The organism is Hwangdonia sp. (assembly GCF_048381975.1).
In the GTDB taxonomy this organism is placed as follows: Bacteria; Bacteroidota; Bacteroidia; order Flavobacteriales; family Flavobacteriaceae; genus Hwangdonia; species Hwangdonia seohaensis.
In genome coordinates this window covers 47937-68749 of record NZ_JBLWYT010000012.1, presented here as the reverse complement: position 1 = coordinate 68749, position 20813 = coordinate 47937, and the positions used below count along the sequence as shown (strand labels likewise).

14 protein-coding genes are annotated in these 20813 nt (G+C 33.3%); 10 read left to right on the top strand and 4 right to left on the bottom strand.

Annotation, left to right across the window (positions count from 1 at the left end):
* Positions 1-35 precede the first annotated feature (35 nt).
* The 10 genes from glgP (at position 36) to ACN5J7_RS15990 (ending at position 14300) form a co-directional block, all read left to right on the top strand.
* Positions 36-1679 (top strand): alpha-glucan family phosphorylase, encoded by a 1644-nt coding sequence (glgP, locus tag ACN5J7_RS16035; RefSeq protein ID WP_418604671.1) that lies wholly within the window; start codon positions 36-38, stop codon positions 1677-1679.
* A gap of 474 nt (positions 1680-2153) precedes the next feature.
* Positions 2154-5585 carry a PAS domain S-box protein gene (locus ACN5J7_RS16030; RefSeq protein WP_418604670.1) on the top strand — a complete coding sequence of 1144 codons (3432 nt, stop codon included), beginning with the start codon at positions 2154-2156 and terminating at the stop codon, positions 5583-5585.
* Positions 5586-5651: 66 nt separating this feature from the next.
* Entirely contained in the window at positions 5652-6044 is a 393-nt protein-coding gene (locus ACN5J7_RS16025; RefSeq protein WP_418604669.1) for a response regulator, read from the top strand.
* 5 nt (positions 6045-6049) lie between these two features.
* The gene (locus ACN5J7_RS16020; protein WP_418604668.1) at positions 6050-10144 is read left to right on the top strand and encodes a sigma 54-interacting transcriptional regulator; all 4095 of its coding nucleotides are present in this window, start codon (positions 6050-6052) and stop codon (positions 10142-10144) included.
* 184 nt (positions 10145-10328) lie between these two features.
* Complete coding sequence (locus tag ACN5J7_RS16015; protein ID WP_311935343.1) at positions 10329-10742, top strand: hypothetical protein; 414 nt, start codon at positions 10329-10331, stop codon at positions 10740-10742.
* Positions 10742-11167: a hypothetical protein gene (locus ACN5J7_RS16010; protein ID WP_418604667.1), complete on the top strand. Its 426-nt coding sequence runs from the start codon at positions 10742-10744 to the stop codon at positions 11165-11167. Before ACN5J7_RS16015 ends, ACN5J7_RS16010 begins: the two co-directional genes overlap by 1 nt.
* On the top strand, positions 11154-11588 hold the full coding sequence (locus tag ACN5J7_RS16005) for a PAS domain-containing protein (protein ID WP_418604666.1): 435 nt from the start codon (positions 11154-11156) through the stop codon (positions 11586-11588). The genes ACN5J7_RS16010 and ACN5J7_RS16005 overlap by 14 nt, the downstream gene beginning before the upstream one ends.
* A 51-nt stretch (positions 11589-11639) precedes the next feature.
* Positions 11640-13484: a PAS domain-containing sensor histidine kinase gene (locus ACN5J7_RS16000; protein ID WP_418604665.1), complete on the top strand. Its 1845-nt coding sequence runs from the start codon at positions 11640-11642 to the stop codon at positions 13482-13484.
* Positions 13481-13924: a response regulator gene (locus ACN5J7_RS15995; RefSeq protein ID WP_311935336.1), complete on the top strand. Its 444-nt coding sequence runs from the start codon at positions 13481-13483 to the stop codon at positions 13922-13924. Before ACN5J7_RS16000 ends, ACN5J7_RS15995 begins: the two co-directional genes overlap by 4 nt.
* A 232-nt stretch (positions 13925-14156) precedes the next feature.
* Positions 14157-14300 (top strand): DUF5679 domain-containing protein, encoded by a 144-nt coding sequence (locus tag ACN5J7_RS15990; protein ID WP_311935334.1) that lies wholly within the window; start codon positions 14157-14159, stop codon positions 14298-14300.
* 203 nt (positions 14301-14503) lie between these two features.
* Here the strand turns inward: ACN5J7_RS15990 and ACN5J7_RS15985 are convergent, their stop codons facing one another.
* From ACN5J7_RS15985 to ACN5J7_RS15970, 4 genes are read right to left on the bottom strand one after another with little or no spacing between them, the layout of a single operon-like run.
* Positions 14504-15601, bottom strand: coding sequence for an acyltransferase family protein (locus ACN5J7_RS15985; RefSeq protein WP_418604664.1), 1098 nt, complete (start codon positions 15599-15601; stop codon positions 14504-14506).
* 3 nt (positions 15602-15604) lie between these two features.
* Entirely contained in the window at positions 15605-16327 is a 723-nt protein-coding gene (locus ACN5J7_RS15980) for a LytTR family DNA-binding domain-containing protein (RefSeq protein ID WP_311935331.1), read from the bottom strand.
* Positions 16324-17388, bottom strand: coding sequence for a sensor histidine kinase (locus tag ACN5J7_RS15975; RefSeq protein ID WP_311935329.1), 1065 nt, complete (start codon positions 17386-17388; stop codon positions 16324-16326). Before ACN5J7_RS15975 ends, ACN5J7_RS15980 begins: the two co-directional genes overlap by 4 nt.
* 46 nt (positions 17389-17434) lie before the next feature.
* On the bottom strand, positions 17435-20740 hold the full coding sequence (locus ACN5J7_RS15970) for a VCBS repeat-containing protein (protein ID WP_311935327.1): 3306 nt from the start codon (positions 20738-20740) through the stop codon (positions 17435-17437).
* Positions 20741-20813 lie beyond the last annotated feature (73 nt).

Below are 20813 nucleotides of genomic sequence, written 5' to 3'. Positions count from 1 at the left end.
ACATTTATAGTTTAATTTTTTAAACACATTTTTTTATGGAACATATATATAGTAAATGGTACCATCCTTACACGCCGGCAAAAAAATATAAAAAGAAAGTAGCCTACTTTAGTATGGAATTTGGCATAGACCAAACATTTAATATTTACTCTGGAGGCCTTGGGTTTTTGGCAGGATCGCACATGCGTTCTGGTTTAGAGTTAAAACAGAATATGATTGGGATTGGCATGCTATGGAAGTATGGTTATTACGATCAGGCAAGAAATGAAGACCAAACATTAAAAACAGAATTTAACGTAAAGCATTTTGATTTTTTAGAAGACACCGGCATAGAAGTAGAGATAAAGCTTCATGATAATCCGCATGTAAAGGTTAGGGCTTATGTTTTAAAACCTGAAGTTTTTGGAACCGTACCCATGTATTTTTTAAGTACTGATGTTGATGGGAACGACCATTTATCAAGAACAATTACAAATCACCTATACGATCAAAACCCAGTAACAAGAGTCTCACAAAGTATTGTGTTGGGCATTGCAGGCGCTAAAGTTGTTGAAGCTTTAGGCGGTGCAGATACTTATCATTTAAATGAAGGGCACGCATTACCGGCATTTTATTATTTAAGAGATAGAGGTGTAACCAAAGCACAAATGGTGTTTACTACGCATACACCCGAGAAAGCGGGAAATGAAGAACGAGATGCAAGACATTTAAACAGATGTGGTTTTTTTGGTAGAACACTTTCCGATGAAGAGTTACATCGTGAAATGGTAAACGGAGGAATGATTAATTATACCGTTTCGGCATTACGAATGGCTAGAAAGGCAAATGGAGTATCAAAACTTCATGCTATAGTTGCTAATGATATGTGGAAGGATTATGATGATATTTGTGAAATTATTCCGATTACCAATGCTCAAAATCAAAAATTTTGGCAAGACGAAATAATCAAGAAATCTTGGATGAAAGCGGATGCTGTTATTTACAAAGAAAGAAAAACGCAGTTAAAAAGCGAACTTTTTGAAGAGGTTTACAAGCAAACGGGAAAACGATTTGACCCTAACGTATTAACTATTGTATGGACCAGACGTTTTGCAGCCTATAAAAGAGCAGATCTACTCTTGCGTGATTATAATCGTTTTAAAAGATTAATTTCTAACAATACGCACCCTGTACAGATTATTTGGGCAGGAAAACCATATCCTTTCGATTACAATGCCATTGATGTGTTTAATCATTTGGTGCATCAGTCTAAGCATGAGCCAAATCTCGCCGTGCTTATTGGTTATGAAATAGACTTGTCTAAAAGATTAAAATGTGGTTCAGATGTTTGGTTAAATACACCTAGAATTACTCGCGAAGCTTCGGGCACAAGTGGTATGACGGCTGCAATGAATGGTTCTGTAAATGTATCGACAGACGATGGTTGGATTCCCGAATTTAAGAAAGATGAACAAAATTGTTTTGTATTACCGGCATTGGACCATCATTTGCCAACTTGGGATCAGGATAATTTAGATTCAGATAATTTATACCATATTTTAGAAAATAAAGTTATTCCAACCTATTATGATAATCCTGACCAATGGCAGGACATTGTGTTTAAAGCTATGGATGATGTTATCCCTGACTTTACAACCCAAAGAATGGCAGATGATTATTATAAGAAGCTGTTCAATTAAAAATTGTATCGATTAAAGTGTTCCTTTTTTGCTTTGAAAGAGGTTTCTAAATTGTAATCTAAATGTGACCTTTCATAAACATTTGTGTCTAACTATCGCTATTAATCAATAAAGAGAGTTTCAAGAAATTGCGGCTCTTTTTTATTTTTTGGCAGATTTTAAAAAACCGGATATTTTATGGTATTGGTTAAAATGAAAACGGTATCTGATAATGGTTTTAAAACTAAAACATAATAATTATCTGGTAATAAAAAGCTTACCGTTTTTTTGTTATATTTATTGTGTTTAATCGTTTTTCTTAAAATTTACAATCGTACTAAAATACATCCAAGTGTGTTTTAGTAATTCCTCTCTAAGTATTTTTTTAAGACCATCGCTAAGATGAATAACTAGATGTGCTATCTGTAAGTTAATTATTGTTTCTAAGAACTATAAGGGCTAAACAAGAAATGCATTTAAGGAAATAAATATTGTATGAACATTTACACCATTATAATTACTGAGTTTTTACTTCTGTCTTCCAGTATACTCCTGCTCTTTAGATTAAGAGCAAGACTAGGCTTAGCCCCACTTTATATTCTTTTAGGGGCAGTTCAATATTTGCAAGCCAATTTGGGGAGTTCGCTTAGTTTTATTTTTTTCGACGATTATGTCATTTACCCTGGTTCCATAATTTTATTTAGCGGGGTATTATTTGCTGTTTTATTAATTTATATAAAAGAAGGCGTCGCTAGTGCCAGAACTCTTATTATTGGTATTGTTCTTTCAAATATCATTATGTCTTTGATGTTTGAAATTACTTATTTACAGCAAATTATTGATAGCCAAATTAATAATACTACATTAAATCCTGATTCTGTTTTTAATATAAATCTAAAGTATTTTATTATCGGAACTGCTATCCTATTTATGGATTTTTTACTATTAGTTGTTCTATATCAATATTTAATTTTAAAACTTAAAAAACTCCCTTTTTTTTTAATTATATTCATTTCTCTATGGTCCGTTTTAATTTTTGATGCCGTAGCTTTTAATCTTGCGATTTTTTATGGAACTCCCTTATTCAAAACCTCATTATTAGGCCATCTTTTAGGTAAATTCATTGCCGCTATCATTTACTCAATAATACTCTATTTGTATGTAAAATATTTAGATAGCGAAAACACAAAAACGACGTTTATTGCAAACCAAGAACGAGATGTTTTTTCAATAATAAATTATAAGGAAAAATACGAAGACCTAAAGGTTCAAATAAAACAAGAAGAGAAAAAATTAACATCTCAAATAGAAACCACTTTAAATAATATTTCAGATGGTTTTGTGGCCTTAGATACCAATTGGTGCTATACTTATGTAAACCAAAAGGCGGGAGAGTTTTTAGGCAGAAACCCGAGCAGCTTAATTGGTAAACATATTTGGACAGAGTTTCCGGATGGTGTCGGCCTGCCTTTTTATAATTTGTATTATAAAGCTGTAGAAACCCAACAAACGCAATATCTTAAAGAGTATTATCCGCCGTTTGATAAATGGTTTGAAAACAGGATTTATCCGTCGCCGGAAGGATTAACAATTTATTTCACAGACATCACAGAGCGTGTAAAAATCGAAGAGCTTTTAATAGAAAGCGAGAAATACCTAGATAACATTATTAGTAATATTGGAGATCCGTTATTTGTAAAAGATGAGCAAAGTCGTTTACTGGTTGTAAATGATGCTTTTTGTAAAATGTTCCACCTTTCAAGAGCAGACATAATTGGTAAAACTTTAGCTGAAGATGTAACGCCTGAAGAGCAAGAGATTTTTTTAAGGATAGATAAGCAAGTGCTGTCTACTGGTATTGAAAATGTAAATGAAGAAAGTCTTACGGTCAGAGGCAATGAAACACGATTAATTTCTACCAAAAAAACCAGATTTGTTGATGAAAAAGGCACTAAATTTTTAATTGGAGTTATAAGAGATGTTACAGAAAAGAGAAAAGCTGAAAAAGAGATTTTAGAAATACAACATAAGCTAGAGGCCGCAATTAGAATTGGAAACATTGGCTATTGGAGTTGGGATATTATAAATGATAATGTGTATTGGTCAGATTTAATGTATGAAATATATGATGTTGACCCAAATACACCATTAAAATACGATACCGTTTTAAGTTGTGTGCATCCAGATGATAGGGAGTTTCATAATAGATTAGTTGAACAACGCATAAAAAATAAAGACAATTCACCTTTTGAATATCGCGTGCTTTGTAAAGACAATACCATTAAATATGTAATGGTACAAATGGAAGTGGTAGAAAATGACCAAGGCGAAGCAATTGCTTTTCAAGGAACGGTAATTGATATTTCAGAAAGAAAAAAGGCTGAAGCAAAACTTATTGAAAGTGAAGAATACCTCGATAACATTATAAATAATATTGGAGACCCCGTATTTGTTAAAGATTATAAAAGCCGTTTTCTTATAGCAAATGATGCTTTTTATAAATTATTTAATAGGGGGAAAGACGAAATATTAGGTAAAATTTTTGCTAATAGTGTCCCTCCAGAAGAAAGAGAAAGGTACCTCAAGGTTGATAATCTAGTCCTATCTGAAGGAATTGAGGACGTTAATGAAGACAGCGTTAATGTTGAAGGAGGAGAAACGCGATTTATTTCTACAAAAAAAACCAGATTCATTGATGAGAAGGGTAATAAGTACCTTATTGGAGTAATAAGAGATATTACTGAACGAAAGAAACAGGAAGAAACATTAAAAGAGAGTGAGGCTAAATTTAGAGCCATGGTAGATGCTTCACCCATAGGAATATTTTTTGTAAATCCCGATGGAAATGTAACCTATGGTAATGCAGCCGATATACACATGATAGGATTAACCCAAGAAGAAGCACTAGGTTTAAACTGGGTTAATGCCATACACCCTGAAGATAGAGAAAGAGTTACAAAAAAATGGGTAGATGCCATGGAAGCAGGGATACCATATAAAGATCAAGGGCGTTATTTACATAAAGATGGTAAAATTGTATTTTGGGATGTTATTACAGCTCCGGTTATCATTGACAACGAAATTACTGGGTATATAGGTATGGTTGTTGATATTACCGAAAAAGTAAAATCTGAAGAGGAAATCACAAAATATAAAAACCATCTAGAAGAATTGGTAGAATTAAGAACAAACCAATTGGAAAAAGAGAAAATAAAAGCACAATCGGCCGATTTAATGAAGTCTGCATTTTTGGCAACCATGTCTCATGAGTTAAGAACACCCATGAATTCTATAATTGGCTTTACTGGAATATTATTAAAAGAAATAGCGGGACCACTTAATGAGGAGCAAAAAAAGCAACTAGAAATGGTTAAAAATAGTGGCGAGCATTTATTGGGTTTAATTAACGATGTTTTAGATATTTCTAAAATTGAGGCAGGTAAATTAAAGGTGTCATTTTATCCTTTTAATTACTTATCATGTTTAGAAAAAACCATAGAATTTCTATTGCCACAAGCTTCAAAAAAAGGGCTAGATATTAAAACAGAAATTTCAAGTATGGATATTACTTTAGTAAGTGATGAACGAAGGATTGAGCAAATTCTATTAAACCTACTGTCTAATGCCATAAAATTTTCAAAAACGGGTACTGTGCTTGTAAAAGTAGCTGTTAAAGATAAAACACTTGTTACACAGGTAATAGACCAAGGAATCGGAATAAGTAAAAACGATATTATAAAATTATTTATGCCGTTTATTCAACTTGAAGGCGGGCTTAGTAGAAACCATGAAGGTACTGGTTTGGGGCTAGCAATTAGTAAAAATTTAATCGAAAAATTAGGAGGCTCCATTCATGTAGAAAGCGAGTTGGGAAAAGGGAGTAATTTTACCTTTAAATTACCATTGGAACACTCCAATAATAAATAATGTCAATTATCAAACAATTAACTAATTAAAAGTAATATTTTACAAACATAAACCATTCATTATTATATGCAAAACAACAAGGAACCATCTGTTTTAATAATTGAAGATAACGAGCAAAATATGTATATGTTAACGTATTTACTTAAAAACAGTAACTACAATGTCCTTAATGCTTATAATGGTGTTGATGGATTGAATTTAGCTCATGAAAACCATCCCGAAATTATTTTAATAGACATCCAATTACCAGATATGGATGGCTATGAAATATGTGCCAAATTAAGGCATAATGGTTTGCCAAAAAACACCACAATTATTGCAGTAACATCATATGCCATGGGAGGGGATAAGGAAAAAGCTATAGAAGCAGGAGCCGATGGATATATAGAAAAACCTATTAATCCCGATACTTTTGTTAAACAAATGGAAAGTATACATGGTTTAAAAAATCAGAATTAACTAGAATGAAAACGATTTTAATAGTAGATGACATATTAGAAAACCTATACTTGCTCAGGGTTATACTTGAGAAAGCAGATTTTACAGTAATTGAAGCTAAGGATGGTGAGGACGCTTTAAAAAAGCTACATAAAACTCGTGTAGATCTTATTATTTCGGATATTTTAATGCCCGTGATGGATGGCTATATGTTTTGTCAGGCATGCAAAAAAAATGAATTATTTAAAAATATCCCTTTTGTTTTTTACACATCTACTTACACTGAAAAATCTGATGAAGATTTTGCTTTAAAACTTGGTGCAGACCGTTTTTTAAGAAAACCAACAGATCCAGACAAAATATTACAGGTGGTTCAAAAACTATTGGTTTTAGATAATCCTCCGGTAAAATCTAAAGGAGAAACACAATTTACAGAAAAAGAAGCTTTAAAACTTTATAGTAATCGACTGATTAGAAAGCTAGAGAAAAAAAATTTAGATTTAGAGAAAGAAATATTTGAACGCGAAAAAGTAGAGCAAAAATTAATTAATGAAAACCATGTATTAGATTTAATAGCTAATAATACATCCATTAAAAAGGTGTTTGACCACATCATAATCAATTACGAATCGCTTTACCCAGAGTCCTTTGGATCGATTAGTTTATTGCATGACGACGGCATACATTTGGAGCTTATTTCGGCACCAAACACTCCTAAACCGTACAACTCAGCTATTAAAAGCGTAGCAATAGGTAAAAACGTAGGGTCTTGTGGTACAGCAGCATATATTAAAAAACCAGTAATTGTTTCAGATATTAGTACAGATAAATTATGGGTAGATTATAAAGATATTGCATTAAAACACAATTTAAAATCGTGTTGGTCTATTCCAATACTTTCTGAAAAAGGTATGGTTTTAGGCACGTTCGCAATTTATAGTAATGCCATTAAAACGCCTTCTTTAAAAGAAATAGCAGAATTAAATTCTGCTGTTAGTTTAGCAAAAATTGCCATTGTAAAATTTAAAATAATTGCGGAAGTAAAAAAGAGAGATGAATCCTATAAATCATTAATTAATCAAGCAAGTGATGCTATCCTTACATATTCATTCGATGGAACTATTTATAGTTTTAATAAAGCAGCCTACAGCATATTAGGATATACTAAAAAAGAATTTTTAAAATTAAAGCTACAGGAAATTATAGTAGGTGATGTGATTAAAAGTCAAAATAAGTATGAAACGTTGCTTAAAGGAAAACCTGTAATTTTTGAAAGACAATTAATTTGTAAAAACAGAACTTTAGTAGATGCAGAAGTCTCGGCAAAACTACAAACTGATGGAAAAGTACTGGCAATAATACGTGATATTTCCGAGCGTAAAAAAGCCGAGTCTAATAACCAAAGGTTACTTTCTTTAATAGAAACTAGTAACGATTTTATTGGTTTAGCATCTTTAGAAGGCACACCAATTTATTTAAATAGTGACGGTAAGAAAATGGTTGGCATAAAAGCTAATGCAGAATTGCCTGCTAGTATTTTAGATTTTTTTCCAGAAGAATACCATGATGTTATAGTAAATGAACACATGCCAAGTATTAATACAAAAAACGCATGGCATGGCGAAGTTCTATTTAAAAATTTTATAACAGGCGGTCTTATTCCTATACAAATGTCTGGTTTTTTAATTAGAGATAGTATTTCCAATAAACCGTTAGCTCTGGGTATTATAGCCACAGATATCACTGAACGTAAGAAAGCGGAGCTGAAACTGCAAAACAGCGAAAAATCATTAATTGAAGCTCAAAAAATAGCAAAAATCGGTAATTTTAATCTTGACTTAAAAACCCGAAAAATAGAAGGCTCAGCTGCTTTTATGGAGATATTGGGTATTGATAAAAATATCGAATTTACAGCTGATATTTGGAAGACACTCATATACACCGAAGACGTAACGGCAAATCTGGAAAAATTTAAAAAGTGTATAGAAACGGGCAATAGCTTTGATATGGAATTTAGGATTCTTACCAAAAATAAAAAGACCCTAAAATGGATTCACGGATTGGGTGAAATTACATTTGTAAATGGCGAACCCATAAATTTCTTTGGTACAGCTCAAGATATTACAGAACGTAAAGAAGCTGAAATGGCCTTAATAGCAGCTAAAGAGTTTACAGATAAGCTAGTTATGTCTATGCAAGAAGGCCTGTTAATTGTTAATCTGGAAGGTGAAATTATCATGGTCAACGATTCAATCTGTGAAATTCTTGGTTATTCCAGAGACGAGCTCATTGGCATAAATCTACCTTATCCATTTGCGAAAAAGGAAGATTTGGAATTTATGTTAAATACCAAAGAGGAGGTGGCACAAGGAGAAGCAAGGTCTTTTCAACTTGAGTTTATTAAAAAAAACGGCAATAAATATTTAGTATCATTTTTATCTGGAAACATAAAAAATGATAAAGGCGAAGTGATTGCTTTGTTTGCTACTTTAAAGGATATTTCGGAAGAAGAAAAAGCCAAAACACTTTTAGAGGAAATTGCTAAAAAATCTACCCAAAAGAAGAATGTTATTATGGATTTGTCTGCCCTAGTTGGATCCGATTATCATAAATCATTACTTCAAATAACGGCCTTGTCCGCGACTACTTTAAATGTTGCACGTGTTGGTGTATGGAAATTTAACGCCGACAAAACAAACATCACTTGTGAGAAGTTATTCAATTTAAAAACGGCGGAATATGAGGATGGCGGGGTATTAACCAGAAATGACAACCCAAATTATTTTGATGCTTTAGCTGATAATCTAACGGTAAAGGTTGAAGACGCGGTTAATAACGACATCACTAAAGGATTTGCAAAAGACTATTTAATTCCGTTGGGTATTTCTTCAATGTTAGATGTGTTTATTCAAGGCGCACATGGAATGTATGGCGTTATTTGTTTTGAGCACATTGGAGCCAAAAGAAAATGGTCTGCAGACGATGAAGAATTTGCAACTTCAATTGCCAGTATAGTGTCGCTTATGGTTGAAAGCTCTGAACGCAAGCATGCAGAAAGCAACCTTATTTCAGCAAATGCAGAGCTTTCAGAAGCTAATAGGGAGTTGAATAATTTGCGCGAACAATTAGAGCAAGAAAACATTTATCTGCGTGACGAGTTGGCTTTGGTCTTTAACTACGAAGAAATGGTTTATGGTAGTGAAGAGTTTAGCAATGTTTTAACAGAGGTAGAAAAAGTGGCACCAACAAACGCTACTGTATTACTATTGGGAGAGTCCGGCACTGGTAAAGAGTTGTTGGCTCGCGCCATTCATAACACGGGTTTGCGAAATAAAAAACCATTAATTAAAGTAAATTGTTCAGCAATACCAAGAGAACTAATTGAGAGTGAATTATTCGGGCACAAAAAAGGGTCGTTCACTGGCGCTTTTACTGATAAAATTGGAAAATTTGAATTGGCAGATGGCGGCACTTTATTTTTAGATGAAATAGGAGAGTTACCGGTAGATATGCAACCAAAAATTTTAAGATTTCTACAAGAAGGAGAAATTGAAGTTGTTGGTGGTACAGACTTAAAAAAACTTGATGTAAGGGTTATAGCCGCAACAAACCGAAACCTTAAAGAAGAGATTGAGAAAAAACAATTTAGGGAAGATTTATATTTTAGACTAAATGTGTTTCCAATAAAAGTTCCTCCTTTAAGAGAACGAAAAGACGACATCCCTTTATTGGTAGAGCATTTTGTAGATAAGTTTAATAAATCTTACGAAAAGCGTATTAAATATATACCTAGTGAAGCGATGGATAATCTTAAGTCCTATAATTGGCCTGGAAATATTAGAGAACTCGAAAATTTAATAGAACGAGCTGTAATTTTATCAGATTCAGAAACCCTAATGCTTTCACCTATTGGAGAATTTACGGTTTTAAAAGAGTTATTTACGGGCACTTCAAGTTTAACCCTTAATGAGGTACAGCGCAACCATATTATAAAAACGCTTGAAAAGTGCAAATGGAAGATAGATGGCGAAAACGGTGCAGCAAGTTTACTTGATATGAAACCAAGTACGTTAAGGGACAGAATGAAAAAACTAGGTGTAAAAAAACCAACCAAAACCTAACGGAATACCGTGGAAATCAATTTGTAAGTAAAACAAACAACGGTATACCGTGGAAAAAATTTTGGAGTTTATCAATCGTTATTTTTTATAAATAGCTTAAAATCAGAATATTACATTTAATTGTGTAGGTTTCAGATGGCTTTGGCATGTGAGTTGTTATTCAGTTTTTAATTGAACAACAGTTATGAGCAATCAAATAGAATGTAATAAAGCTAAATTTTGGTTAGAAGAAGGAATTCTTTTTTGCAAATTTATAAAAGGCAATTGTACAAAGGAGTTTAGCGAGGATTTTCTTGAAGAATATATAAATGCCATTAACACATTATCTGGTGGCAGCTACCTACCATTGCTTATAGATCTTAGGGATTTAAAAGAAAAAGAAGCCTTTTCGGTAACTACAATTATAGCAAACAATACCAAACTTAAATCTGCTTTACTGTCAAAATCTTTCGTGGTGAACTCCTATTATGTACAATTTATACTTGTTGTATTAAGACGGATTCACGACCCTATAATTCCTAATAAAATATTTAGGAATTACGAACGGGCCATTGCCTATTCGTTAGAAACTAACCAAACTTTTAATGCATGTTCTTAATGGGTTGTACAAAAAAATCAATTAAAGTTAGTAGAGCCAAGTTTTGGACAAATTCTCATGGCGTTCTGTTTTGCGCATTCAACAATACAAGGCATTATCTCACTTTAGGGGTAGATGTCGCCGAAAAGTATAAGCAAGCCATTTCTACATTGGCAGAAGATAAGCCCATGCCTTTTTTAATTGACTTAAGAGACAATCAAGGCGATTTTAGCGCAGAGGCAGCCAAATTGCTCGCTAGTAGTCCTGCTTTAAATAAAGTAAGAATTTCTGAAGCGTTCGTAATTAATTCCATTAAAACAAAATTATTAATAAGCACTTATAAAAGAATTTTTGAGCCCCATACACCATTTAAAATATTCAATGATTTTGACGAAGCATTAGCCTATTCAATCAACTCAAAAAAGATATTCGATGCAGGCAAATAAACATTATATGTGGCGTATAAATCCAGAGATAGCCATTTTAAAATTCATAAAAGGCAATGTAGCCATTTCGGTCTCTGATAAATTTGGGAAAACCGTTTACGCTAATGATCGTTTTTGTAGAATAACGGGTTGTAATGAAAATGAACTTTTGGGAGCGGTGAATTGCCTGTTCAATCAGGATAATTACAAAGACCCTTGTTGTGAAAATTTATGGGAAACTATAGAAAGAGGTCAGGTTTGGAAAGGAACTTTGAAAAATAAAACAAAAACCGGGGATTCCTTTTGGCTGGAAACCACAATTGTGCCATTAGTAGATGTTGAAGGTAACATTGAAAGTTTTGTGACCATGTATTTAAATGTTTCTAAACCAAACCAGGACATCACGAAAGAAGAATTAAACAACATGCATAAACAATATTAGTAAAGTCTTTGATTGTTACTTTAAATCAAAACCAAAAATGTTATGAAATTAATGAAACAACAAATCTGGCGAGAAAACCCAGAAAATATATTAGAACAATTTTTAACCAACGATACGAGTATTTCTATAATTGATATCATTGGAAGAACTATTTATGCCAACGATAAGTTTTCTGAGTTAATTGAAATTCCACATAAAAGAATCATAGGAGAATTAAATGTAATTTTAAAATCTGAACGACATGCTAATCCAATTTATAAGGACTTATGGACTGTGATAAGGAGTGGGAGAATTTGGAAAGGAATACTCACCGATTATTCAAGTTCGGGCAAACTGTATCGGGTAGACACAACTATAATTCCCGGAAGAAATGCCGAAGGGGACATAGATAAGTTTGTTGCTTTTTATTTTAATGTAAAACCAAAATATGATGTTAACTTAAACATTGTAGGCAGCAAAACCCCAGATAAAACCTATTATGATAGTATTTCCAATTCGGTACTTACAATTAATGCTTTTGCTGAAATTGTAAACTCAAATCAAGGTTTTGGAAAACTATGTGAGAAAGAAATTGCAGGATGTAATTTATACAGTTTTATAAACCCCATTTTTCACAACAAGGTCAAAAAAATTATAAATAATGTTTTCAATACTGCGAAACCAGATCAATTTGAAACTATAGGTATCAATTCTAACGGCGTAAATGCCATTTTTGTATCGCAAATTGGGCCTGTTCTAAATAACAGAGGCGTTGTTATTTCTGCCACTGTGTCTACTCAAGAAGTGAAAGGTGTTAGTGAGCTTAAACAAGAATTAATGGAGAATGAAGCAAAGTACCATGCTATTTTTCAATCGATGGAAGTTGGTATGGTTGTAGTTGTTGATGGGGAAGGGAAAATTACCGAGTGGAATAAAGGTGCTGAACTTGCCTTTGGATATAAAGAAAGCGAAATAAAAGGCGAGTATTTAACAAAATTAATTGCCAGCAAGAATAGAAAAACCAGTGTGCTTGAATTGATAAACGCGGTAAAAAAACTTGAAGATTTTAAATCGAGCGATACGGTTGAAATGAAATGCCTGAAAAAAAACGGTACGGAATTTCCGGTAGAGTTCGCAATTAGTAATTGGGAAAATGGAGGCTCAAATTTTTATTGTGCCATGATGCTCGACATAACTAACCGAAAAAAAACAGAGAATTGTTTAAAAAGCAAAACAAAGGAATTAGAGTTGTTTCTGTATAGATCTGCACACGATTTAAAAGCGCCATTATCTTCTGCCGAAGGACTCCTAAACCTCATTAAAGAAGAAGATTTAAATGAGTCTGTGTCAAATTTAACATCAATGCTTGATATTACCCTGGACAGAGGCAAAAAGATGATTGATAAATTAATGCGGGCCTCAGAGATTTCAGATAAAAAGAAGGACTCCGTTTTTATCGATTTCAAAAAAATAGTAGGAGATGTTTTAAAATCACTTAAAGGGTTGGAGGGTTACAATACCATTGAATTTAAAATTGATATTTCTGATACCATTCAATATTATTCAAGTGTTGAGTTAATCTATTCTTTATTTCAAAACTTAGTTCAAAATGCCATTATATATACAGTTTCAAAGAATCGTCAAGAAAAATCAATCATAGCAATTGAGGTTAAAGAAACTCCAAATGCCATTAAAATTAAAATAAGGGACAACGGTATTGGTATTTTAAAAAAGAACTTATCAAAAGTATTTAATTTGTATTTCAGGGAAAACATTGAAGATGTTCCGGGTTCTGGACTTGGGCTATATATTGTTAAAAACATTACCGAAGATTTGAATGGAAAAATAAAAGTAACTAGTAAGGTTAATGAGGGGACTTGCTTTAAAATAAAATTAAACAAAGTCAAAAAAGAATGATACCAATTAAAAACATAATGTTAGTTGATGACTGTAGAATCGATTTATTTATCAACCAGAGAATAATAGAAAGGTATAACGAAAACATAAGGGTTATATATTTTAAAAACCCTTTATCGGCTCTTAAGTATCTAAATGTCTCTTTGCACCCAAACAACCTAAATCATTTAACAAGGCCAAATGTTTTAATTTTAGACGTTAATATGCCGGAGTGTAATGGTTTCCAGTTTCTCGATAAGCTTAGCAAACTAGATTTTTTAGAATCACAAAATCTTAAAATATTTATGCTTTCTTCATCCACGAGTTTAATCGATATTAACCAAGCGGAGAGCCATCCTTTATGTTCGGGCTATATAAATAAACCTTTAACCGTAGAAAAACTTCATAAAGCGTTTGGTCTTCATGCCAATAGTTTAAATAAAAAAGCATCTATTAAATAGAGATAAATGTAAAGCCAACAGAATATTTTGTGTTGTTTTAATAGGTACGGAAATTGGGAATTGATGATATTAAATTTTCCACAGGTTTTCAAAAAGCGATTGAATAGCAAATTAGCTTTTAAATGAAGCTGTAAATAGTAAGAAAATTGTTATCTTTTTATTTGCTCCCACCCTGGATATAGTTTATCTTTAAGAAGATTAAAGTTTAACAAAACCAAAAAACTAAAATATTATGGAAGGATATTGCGTAAAATGTAAAGAAAAAAAAGAAATTAAGGATGCTGCGGAAGTAACCATGAAAAACGGTAGAAATGCTATGAAAGGTAAATGTCCTACTTGCGGAACGGGCATGTTCAGGATACTAGGAAAATCTTAGCTTAAATTTAAAAAAATTAAAGAGAAAGCATTAGTTTTTTTTTGAAGTGTTAGCGATATAACCACATGTGACTTCTTAAAAAACACAGGGTCTAACTATAGCTATTAATCAATAAAAAGGTTTGCAGGGAACTGCATACTTTTTTTTGAAATGAGAAGCTGCAAGAAATTGCAGCTCTTTTTTTTAATTTAATGCACGTTTATTTAAACCTTTATAAATATCTTTTTCTTGTACAAAACATACCCCAATGCCATGTAAAATAGCACCACGCTTAGGGCATAAAGTAAGGATGACAGCTTATCGGCTAAAAAAGGTTGAACATAAATGGTATGGTACAACCAAGAGTGTATGCTTTGTTCTGGGGTTACTTTTATTAAATAAAAACATTTCGACACAAAACTAGACAAGAAAAATATAGTAATGGCATTGGAGCCCACATACTTAAAAACAGTACCGATTTTAAATTGTAACACATCGGTTAAATAGTAAATAAAAGCTAGAATTAAAGTTGCCCAACCACTGGTAACCAATACAAAACTACTACTCCAAATAGCCTTGTTTATGGGGAACCAAATGCTAAAAACATAACCGGATACTAATAATAATACAGCGGTTATTACCAAATAAGCCAATTTGTTAAAATTCGTCTTTGCAAGGATGCGGCCTACTAAAATACCAGAAATGCAGGTTGCAACAGCGGGTAAGGTGCTTAAAATACCCTCGGGGTCGTAATCTGGTTTCCACATGTGTTTTCCCAGAACGTTTAAATCGATATAATTTGCCCAATTGTTTGGTGCTCTATCAAAGGTTGGCAGCGTGCCATCTGGTAATGGCACAAACCCCAAGAGTAGCCAATACCCGATTAAAATGGATAGCCCGATGGTTAGTAAGGTTTTCCAATTGCAATTCATAAATAAAACCGCGGAAACTAAAAACACAACACCAATTCGTTGTAAAACGCCAGGGAATCTTAAAATTTCAAAATCCTTAACAAACGGCGGATAGGGTAAAAACAGCCCTAAAAATAACCCGAGACCAATGAGTTTTAAACTACGGATGATAATCTTTTTATAAGTATTCGCCTTATTTGGCTTGTTTTTGTAAGCAAACGAAATTGAAATCCCGACAATGAACAAAAAGAACGGAAATATTAAATCTGTTGGCGTTAACCCGTGCCAATTGGCATGAAGCAACGGAGCATATACCTTACTCCATGTTCCGGGAGTGTTTACTAAAATCATTGCGGCAATGGTAAATCCTCTAAGAATATCTACGGATTCAATTCTTTGTTTAACATCCATATCTTAGCTTTCGTTACCTTCTTTAATGTTAAAAATGCGTTCTTTGGTTTGCTTTAAGTAGTTTCTTCCTATTGGAATTCTTCGGCCTGCAATTTCAATGGTATTGCCTTCTAAAGCAGCGATTTTATTTATCGATATATTATAGGAGCGATGCACGCGTATAAAATTTGATTGTGGCAACTCCTCCGAAATAGCCGTTAGCGACTTGTGCACTACGTAATCTCCCAGCGTTGTTGCGATTTTAATATAATCCTTCAAGCTTTCTATAAATAAAATATCGTTGAGGTTAACCTTAATCAATTTTTTATCAACTTTTAAAAAAATATGAGGTTCTTGATTTAATGCAGCATCTCCAGTGGGCGCATTGGTATAGGCGTGCTGATATACCTTATTTATGGTTTTTAAAAAACGATTGAAGGGTATGGGTTTCACTAGATAGTCCAACACATCCAACTCAAAACTTTTTACGGCGTATTCGCGGTAAGCTGTGGTTATTACTATTAAGGGTTTCACATTTAAGTTTTCAATAAAAGTAAAACCGGTCATTTGTGGCATATTGATGTCTAAAAAAACAAGATCGATTTTTTCTTGCTGCAAAACCCCGAAAGCCTTTACCGGATTGCTAAAGGTTTCTACAACTTCAATATTGTCGAAATTTTTTAAATGATTTTCTATAACACTTATTGCCAAAGGTTCATCATCTATTATAACGCATTTAATTTTCATTTTACCGGAATTTTTAAAAAGAGACTATAAACATCGTTATTAACACTGGGCTGTAACACAAAATCTTTCGCGAATAAGAGTTTTAATCGTCTTAACGAATTGGAGATTCCTATTCCTTTTTTTTCATCATTAATTAACAACGGATTAAAATTATTTGAAATTTTAAATTCGAGGTATTTTTTATTAACCATTTCAAAGCTCATTTTTATCGAAATTTTATCGTTGCCTTTTAAACCGTGCTTAAAACAGTTTTCAACAAAGGTAATAAACAATAATGGCGGTACTTTAACATCTTCTAAGTCGCCTGTAATAAGCAATTCTGTGTCAATTCTGTCTTTAAATCTAAGGTTTTCAATATCTATGTAATTGTTTATATGGCTTATTTCTTCAAGTAAATCCGCTTTGGAATCGGTTACATCATAAAGCACATACTCCATCATGTTGGATAATTTTAAGATTAACCGCGGCAAACTACTGGATTTGTTAAGTGATAGCGCGTAAAGGTTATTTAGGGTATTAAAGAAAAAATGGGGTTGTACTTGGGTTCGTAAAAACTTTAGCTCGGTGCTTAATTGTAATTGCGAAAGCTTTTCGTTTCTCTTTTTTTCAATACTCCATTCCACGATGATTTTTATGGCCGTAGCAAACGCAATCACGTAAATCTGACCTATAAATTCTGCTATAAAGTGATTAAACATCGATTGATTGGGCATGGAGGTATACACGCCACCAGACCAAATCTCGTCCGATACAAAAGCTAAATTTAAACCCAGCCTCGAAAAATAGGCCAAAAGCAGTGCGATGAACAGGCTTAGTATAAAAGTAAAGTATTTGCCCTTTAAAATGAATTTGGGAATGAGGTAATAAATATTTAAATAAACCAATACAATATGAATGGGAAATTCTACAAGATTGGATTTTATGGAATATATAAAATCGTCATTATAGCTGCCCCAGCGGATAACATTGAAAACAAAATAGCTAAGCCAAAATATAACGTGATATTTTAACGGAATAGTCGCTTTTACCTTGTTTTTAAATTTGATGAAACTCGTTTTCATGGCAAAGCATCCGTTATTTGTAATGTTACAAAAGACGTGTTATTGATCATTTTTGAACGTTGAACACATTAACTTTATCATTGTTATTTGTGATTAGCAATATGGTGTCATTTTTTTTGTTTATTGTGATAATGTCTTTTGAGTTTCCTTCATTGACAAAACCTGTTTCTTTCAGGTCTAACACTTCAAAGCCTTTATCTTTATAGGATAAAACACTGCCCAACGACGCATCGTAGCGCACCGTTTCAACCTCGGCAAAGTAATGGTTGCCAACAGCAATTATCTCTTTGCGATTATCATTATTGATATCAACAAACTCAAAATCCATAATTGGTGCAATTTGCAACATTTTCGGAAGGCTTTTAATGTTAAAACTGCCATCGCCATTGTTTTCCAAAAACACGCTGTTTAGCATGTGGACTTTAAGGTGCAGCGCTTTATCTAATGCTTCTTTACCGTAGATGTCCTCTAAAGTAGCTTCGGCAAATTCATAAAACGTGGGGAATTTATCTTTTATAAAAGGCATTTGTTGCGACGAACATTCGCGCCCTCTCGATGGTACCAAAGTGCCTTTGTAGTTTGAAGTTAATACAATATCGAAAGTTCCGGAATTATCAAAATCATCGCAAAACACATGGAACGGTTTTTCTGTGCTGGCTTTGTATTTGGTGTTTAATCCTAAATTGCCAACAAAATAATCCATGTCGCCATCGTCGTCAATATCGGTTCCTTTGATACTAAACCAAAGACCTTCGGTGTTTTTTAATGAATTGTTAACCACAGGTGTAAACTTTCCGTTGTTGTTTTCAAATATGGTAATTGGCATCCATTCGCCCACAACAATTAGGTCGTTATCATTGTCGTTGTCAAAATCCGTAAATATCGCATCCGTAACAAGGCCAACGTTTTTTATGGCAGGGGCTATTGATGCGGTTTTGTTGTGAAACCTACCGTTTTCGTTTATTAATATATACGATTCGGGCGCATAGGGGTATTTATTGGGTATCACACGACCGCCAACAAAGAGGTCTAAATCGCCATCATTATCAATATCCGAAGCTCTTACAACCTGTCCGCTAGCATTTATTTTTGGCAGTATGTTTTCGCCTTTGCTAAAGTTGCCCTTGCCGTCGTTTATATAAACCCTATCTTGGTAAAGGCTGCTGTTTTCTTCAAATTCGGCACCGCCACTAACAACATAAAGGTCGAAGTCATCATCATTGTCTATATCGATAAAAAGCACACCCAAATCTTCGTATTGCTTATCATTTTGCCAAACCGTTGCAGTTTGTTTTTTGAAGGTTCCGTCGTCATTCTGAATATATAATTCTCCACTTTGGTCTTTAGCGCCACCAATAAAAAAATCTTCTAATCCATCGCCGTTTACATCGGCCTTATCTATAAATGGCCCATTGGTAGATTGACTGTGCGGTAATAGGATTTGTTCTTTAAAGTCGTCAAATTCGTTTTCGTTGTGTTTATAAACGATACCTTGTTCCGAAGGGTTGCCGCTTTTTAAGAACGTTTCAATTTTCTCTAGATTCTTGTTTTCTAGCGGCTTGCCGCTTTCCTGATTGACCGAAATTATTTGATTGGCTTTTACATTGGTGAGTTTGGTAACGTTTTGATTTGGCCATTCAATTAAAATCTCATCGATATTTGTAGCATCGCCTACACCAAAATTCACAATATTTTGTACAGATGATATAAATCCTCTGCTGGTATATAATTCTTGATACTGCTTGATGTTGTTTGCCGTTATGGTTACTTTAGTGCCAATGGCGAATTTATTTTTGGCATCACCATTTAATTTAATTTGTATAAAATTATTTGTGTCGTTGTTTTGGTAAAGTAGGGGTGTGTCGTTAATGTTGTTTATAACCAAATCCAAATCGCCATCATTGTCAAAATCGGCATAAGCCGCACCGTTTGATTGTGTTTTTTCTTTTAATCCCCAATGGTCTGGATTTTTGGTAAACTTAAGGTTGCCTTCGTTTTTAAAACTATAATTGCTAAGTTTTGTAGAGGGTTGCAAATCGGTAATTTCCTGAAAGCTTGGTTTGTTTTTTTCTGAAAACCTTTTACTTAATTCGGTTCTAAAATCTTGATTGGCCATGTCTTTTAGAATACCATTGGAAACAAAAATATCTTTCAATCCATCATTGTCAAAGTCGGCAATTAACGGCGCCCAACTCCAATCGGTTTTGGCCAAACCACTTATTTGTGCTATTTCGCTAAACTTTCCATTGCCTCTATTAAGCTGTAAGGTGTTCACCATGTATTGATGGTGATACCCGTTTTTAACTAAAGCCCAAAAATTTTCGGTATTCATCGAAGCCATATTTTGCTTGCTGCGAACGTGGTCTTCAGAAGCCATTTCCAATACGAACAAATCGGGATGGGAATCATTGTTTAAATCGGCATAATCAGATCCCATACTACTAAATGACGTGTGCTTTATCCTATCTAAAATCTCATTGGTAAACGTGCCGTTTTTATTGTTTATATAGAGCATGTCCGGTGTTAAGAAATCGTTACATACATATACGTCTGGCCAACCATCATTATTAAAATCGCCAATTGAAGCACTCAATCCAAACGTTTTATTAACCATGCCTGCAGGATGTGTAATTTCGGTAAAATGCGTGCCATCGTTTCGGTATAGGATATCGGAGCTGAATCTTGAATAATCTCTTTCTATGCGCATATTAAGGGTACCCGTGTTTTCAAAATCTGGTCTGTGACTTACCAGATACATATCCAAATCGCCATCTTTATCAAAATCGAAAAAATAAGATTGGGTGCTAAACCCCGGGTTGTTAATTTTCCATTCTTTGGCTTGATCGATAAAGGTGTTATTTTTTTGATTAATATAAAGCCTGTTTTCTCTTGATTCGTACTCATTCCGGCTACCAGATTTAGAAATGTATATGTCCAGCCAGCCATCATTATTTACATCGACCACAGAAACCCCATTGGACCAGCCCGTTGCATCTGCTAACCCCGATGTTGCAGTAATGTCCTTAAATTTAAAATCGCCTTCGTTTAAATAAAGCTTATTTGAATTTTGATTGGAAACAAAAAATACATCAACCAAACCATCGTTATTAAAATCTGCGGTAGCAACTCCGCCGCCGTTATAAATGTTTCCAAAATTTAAAAAATTCAAATCTGCAGTTTCTTTTACATTATTCTGAAAATCGAAACTTGTTTTTTCGTTGGGAATTAAAGAAAAAAGAGTCGTGCCATTTGATGGCTTACTTTTTATGGTATGTAAGGTTTTATATGATTTGTTTTGGTTGCAATTAACAAGAATAAAACTTAGGACGGTATAGAGAAAAATTTTTTTCAAAGCACTACTTTTTAATAATTTATTTTAATGATAAATATAAAAAATAAAAAGGGAGAATCTATAAGATTCTCCC